Origin of the sequence: Shewanella sp., from assembly GCF_051658185.1 — a bacterium.
Classification (GTDB): domain Bacteria; phylum Pseudomonadota; class Gammaproteobacteria; order Enterobacterales; family Shewanellaceae; genus Shewanella.
Window position 1 is genome coordinate 1 of record NZ_JBOFMC010000212.1, and the last position, 4,389, is coordinate 4,389.

Genomic DNA, 4,389 nt, shown 5'->3' on the forward strand with positions numbered 1-4,389 from the left:
TATCGGGGGCATATCGGAGCCATATCGGGGGCATATCGGAGCCATATCGGGGGCATATCGGAGCCATAATAGAGCCACTCGCGGTTTACAGCATATCAAGCCCGCCGATACCGGTGCTTATGCTCGAATTGACGGGTGCCGAGTTGACTGCGCCAAATCAAATTGTGCTGAATCAAGTTGTGCCGAATCAAGTGACACGGAATCAACTGGCATCGAGCCAACGCGCACTGAATTAACGGGTGCCAATCTAGCGGGGTAACACATTGAAAAAAATCGCACTCTTTGTAGATGTACAAAATATCTATTACACCTGCAAACAGGCCTACGGCCAACAGTTTAATTACCGCCAATTGTGGCAAGACGTAAGCGCTGAAGGCCAGATAGTCCTAGCGATTGCCTATGCTATCCACCGCGGCGATGAGGGGCAGTTAAAATTTCAAGAGGCACTTAAACATATTGGCTTTGAGGTCAAGCTAAAACCCTTTATCCAACGCAGCGACGGCTCGGCCAAGGGGGATTGGGACGTCGGGATCACTATCGACATCTTGGAGTCGGCCAGCACGGTGGATAAAGTTATCCTGTTATCTGGCGATGGAGACTTTGATTTGCTGCTTAAAAAAATTCATCAAAAACATGGAACTGAAACTCAAGTCTATGGCGTAGCGTCACTCACGGCAAAATCACTGCAGGATGCTGCACAGCTATTTCACCCTATCGACGCTAGGCTGCTGCGCTAAACTGTAGCACTGTAGCACTGTAGCACTGTAGCACTGTGGCACTGTGGCACTGTGGCACTGTGGCACGGCATGAGGTTCTTGCGTCTGTCCCCAAACGCGCGCTGCACACTTTCAATTTTCAAAATTCCCTGTAAGTTAGACATATTCCAATAAGGTTAAGCACCCAAAATCGTGAACAAACATATCACTATGAAAAAAAACGCTGCATTTGCCGCTCGATTTGGTTTGTTTGGGCTGGGCGTGATGCTGCTGGGGATGCTCATCGCGCTACTGGAGTTTAATTCGCTCTCAAGCGACGCCTTTAACTTTCTCAATCATACCCTAAGTGAATTAGGTACCTACGGGCATACCTCTTTTGCCGTGATACTTAATGGTGGGCTCTTTTTTGGTAGCTTGAGCATAGTGTTTTATTGTTTATCTTCCCTGCAACATCTCCCCAGCCTTTGGGGCTATCCATTTTTTATCAGCCTTGCCCTCACCTTTTTAGCCTTGGCTGCGGTAGGGCTATTCCCGGTCAATATTTATCATTTACACATTTTAGGGCTGAAGTGGTTTTTCTCCCTTGGGTGCATTAGCGCCCTGTGTTATTTACTCCTCGCATGGATTGACCGGGATAACCGCGCGCCTTGGACCTGTCTGTGGGCACTCATGGTGCTGGGCAGCATGGCCAGCTTTTTACTCGCGCCGCTATTAGGCCTCGAACTGACCCAAGGCGATCGCCCGTTTTACCAAGAAATGGTGGTGCAATTTCCAAGACCCGCGCTTTGGTGGCCAGCACTACTCGAATGGGTAGGGCTGGCCAGCTTATACCTGTGGACGGCGAGCCTCCTGCTTGACCAGCTGTATTGCAGCCGTGATGCCTAAGGCGTGGAGATATGGCGAGCTAAACCCGGTTCACCATGCCAATAGCCATTACAATATTGCGTGCCCACGCTCGTGGCCAAGTTCACCGTGGCAGGCGATGCTATGGCCATCGCGATATCATTGGCCTTCGCAATACACGCCATGCTGCTCGGGGATAATCTAAACACATCCACCCCCAACTGCTGCATAGCCGATAATTCACTGCGTAAATCGACACAGGCTGCCGATTGGGTCTGAATGCCATTTAAGCGCAGCAGCGGTTGCTGCTCTTGCGTTTGGGCTAAGAGTCCCTTGGCATAGTCGCGGCACACGGTATCACAGCTATCCTTTGACAATTGCTGATGGCGGGCGGTAAAACAGCGCGCCGAATGCGCCAGTGGCAAATAACCATAGCCTAAGACTTCGACCTCAAACTGTGGCTGCACTTGCAGCACCTGCGCCAACCAGGACTTTGATAACTCCACTGGCATCACAAAGCGTTGCATACCAAAGCGTTGCAAAATATCTAAGCTGCCGCGATTGTAATTATTGATACTGGTGCCGCAAACAAAGGGCACGTTGCGCTCTTTCGCCAAATACACCGCCGCCATATCGTTGGCCTCGATCATAAATTCGCCATTGTCTATCTGGCGCTTAAGTTCGGTATATTCTGAGGGCGACTCGATAAGCGCAAGAGTGGATAACACCACCTCTTTTCCGGCCTGTTTAAGCATTTGTGCTAACGCGAGATAATCGCCCCATTTGAGTTCGCGTCTGCGGCTACATACCGCCTCACCAAGATAAACCAGAGGAATGTCGCTGGCGGCAACCTCCTGATAAAAATCTATAACCTGTTGTTTCTGCCAGCAATATAACAGAGGACCTAGGGATACTTTCATGATGCGTCCTTTTTTAATTGTGTTATCTGTTTCGCGCCTTACTGCCAATTGCGCTCATAGGCACCGAGCGTGGTAATTTGTCCCTCAGACACCTTAGCCAAGGCCTGTTGCCATTGCGGGCGGCTTTGGAATGCCTCAGGATCGGCACGATAGGTGTCGATGGCTTGCCGCCACACTCGCGTCACTTGTTCAACATAGGCCGGGCTGCGTTGGCGCCCTTCAATCTTGAGGGACACAATGCCGGCCTTCGCTAATTCAGGCAGCAAACTTAAGGTATTCAGGCTGGTTGGCGATTCTAGCAAATACTGAGGAGTGCGCTGCTCTGCGGTGGTATAACGCCCTTTACACACCACGGGATAGCCCATTTGTTCATCCAAGGCTGATTTATCGATCAGCACATCGTTAAGCCGCGTTAAGCGGTCTTGGCCCTGCTCTTCCCAACGCACATGTTTTGCGGGTGAACAAGAGCCCCCCGTATTAGGAGATTGGCCTGTCACATAGGAGGATAAATGACACCGTCCTTCGGCCATAATGCATAAGCTGCCAAAGGCAAACACCTCTAAATCCACCGGACTCACCTTGGCTAAATCCCGCACTTGCTTTATCGATAACACTCGCGGCAATACCACCCTTGCGATATTAAAGGCTTCTTTATAAAAACTCAGGGCACCTAGGTTAGTGGCACTCGCTTGCACCGATAAATGCAGCGGCAATTGAGGATGCTGCCGGTGGGCGTAATCGAGGAGCGACAGATCGGCGACAATCAAGGCATCCATCCCCAGCTTTGCAGCTAAATCAATCGCTTGATACCAACGATGCTCCTCCCCCGGTTTAGGAAAGGTGTTTAAAGTTAAATAGATCTTCTTGCCACGGGATTGGGTTAATGCGGCCGCTTCTTGCAACTTGGCAGGGGTGAAATTTAACCCTGCAAACGAGCGTGCATTGGTATCATCCTTTAGCCCCAGATACACCGCATCGGCTCCGGCGTGTATCGCCGACTTTAGCGAGGCCAGATTTCCCGCTGGACACAACAGCTCCATAGTCATACTCCCGATAAAATGATAGGGGCAGAGTTTAGGCAAGATTGAATGGCGGCGAATTGATTTAAAACAGGTTTAAGATCATAAAATCCCGTTAAACTGGGATATATCATGTTTTATTTTATAGGGTTAGCATCATGTCAGCTGTTTTTTCCGCCAAATTAGCCAAACAACTTCTCGAATTTACCCCTAAATTGGTGCGACTTCCCCTCGCAACTGTGCCTTTTAAGCTAAAAGCAACCGCAATCAGCCAATTATTGGGGTTATTGCTCGCCGAACAGGCAGCTGATGGGGAATTGGAATTTTTAGCAGACAAATGGGTTGCCATTCATGTTGTCGATGTAAACTTAAGCTTTGAGGTGAGTTTTGATGGCCAATGGCACGTGCGAGAATGCACTGCCGCCGAGGTGACCTTTAGCGCTAACTGTGCCGAACTGATGTTGGTGGCCGGCGCCAAAGAAGATCCCGATACCTTATTTTTCCAACGTAAGCTCAGCATTCAAGGCGATACTGAACTCGGGTTAGAAGTCAAAAATCTGTTATTAAGCATTGAATTTAGCACCATGCCTGCACCCATTCGCTTTAGTATTGAGCAACTTGCCAACCTAATTGAGCGTTTACAATCCGCAGCAAACCCCACGGATATCATCGCAAAATCACCGAGTTTTAATTAACTGTCGATTTTAGTCTGGGATGAAGCATAAGCTGCTCAGGCGCTAACTCATATGAGTCCTAATGATGAACTGACCGACTGACTAAAGCTTAACGTCGCGTATCATCCCTTCGCAGCAGGTGATGGCTCGCCGATACCTAGCCGATACCTAGCCGATACCTAGCTTAGGTTATCTGCGAAACATCACTCCGCCAATA

The 4,389-nt window shown here is 49.5% G+C and carries 5 protein-coding genes; 3 read left to right on the top strand and 2 right to left on the bottom strand.

Going from position 1 to position 4,389, the window contains the following annotated elements; translation table 11 throughout:
- The first annotated feature begins 263 nt into the window (after window positions 1-263).
- Both ACRCZA_RS08310 and ACRCZA_RS08315 read left to right on the top strand, forming a co-directional pair.
- Entirely contained in the window at window positions 264-737 is a 474-nt protein-coding gene (locus tag ACRCZA_RS08310) for a LabA-like NYN domain-containing protein (protein WP_438673986.1), read from the top strand.
- Window positions 738-926: 189 nt separating this feature from the next.
- Window positions 927-1,601 carry a hypothetical protein gene (locus ACRCZA_RS08315; protein WP_438673987.1) on the top strand — a complete coding sequence of 225 codons (675 nt, stop codon included), beginning with the start codon at window positions 927-929 and terminating at the stop codon, window positions 1,599-1,601.
- Here the strand turns inward: ACRCZA_RS08315 and ACRCZA_RS08320 are convergent.
- Together ACRCZA_RS08320 and ubiU are read right to left on the bottom strand one after the other, a co-directional pair.
- Entirely contained in the window at window positions 1,598-2,479 is an 882-nt protein-coding gene (locus ACRCZA_RS08320) for a U32 family peptidase (RefSeq protein WP_438673988.1), read from the bottom strand. The two genes, ACRCZA_RS08315 and ACRCZA_RS08320, sit on opposite strands and share 4 nt — an antisense overlap.
- A 38-nt stretch (window positions 2,480-2,517) precedes the next feature.
- Entirely contained in the window at window positions 2,518-3,519 is a 1,002-nt protein-coding gene (gene ubiU, locus ACRCZA_RS08325) for a ubiquinone anaerobic biosynthesis protein UbiU (RefSeq protein WP_438673989.1), read from the bottom strand.
- 137 nt (window positions 3,520-3,656) lie between these two features.
- On the opposite strand from ubiU, the gene ubiT reads away from it, so the two are divergent.
- Window positions 3,657-4,193: a ubiquinone anaerobic biosynthesis accessory factor UbiT gene (gene ubiT / locus ACRCZA_RS08330; protein WP_438673990.1), complete on the top strand. Its 537-nt coding sequence runs from the start codon at window positions 3,657-3,659 to the stop codon at window positions 4,191-4,193.
- The last annotated feature ends 196 nt before the right edge of the window (window positions 4,194-4,389 follow it).

Bases quoted from the DNA above. Each gene is read 5' to 3' on its own strand.
- ubiT (WP_438673990.1), top strand. From the start codon at position 3,657: ATGTCAGCTGTTTTTTCCGCCAAATTAGCCAAACAACTTCTCGAATTT.
- ACRCZA_RS08320 (WP_438673988.1), bottom strand. From the start codon at position 2,479: ATGAAAGTATCCCTAGGTCCTCTGTTATATTGCTGGCAGAAACAACAG.
- ubiU (WP_438673989.1), bottom strand. From the start codon at position 3,519: ATGGAGCTGTTGTGTCCAGCGGGAAATCTGGCCTCGCTAAAGTCGGCG.
- ACRCZA_RS08315 (WP_438673987.1), top strand. From the start codon at position 927: ATGAAAAAAAACGCTGCATTTGCCGCTCGATTTGGTTTGTTTGGGCTG.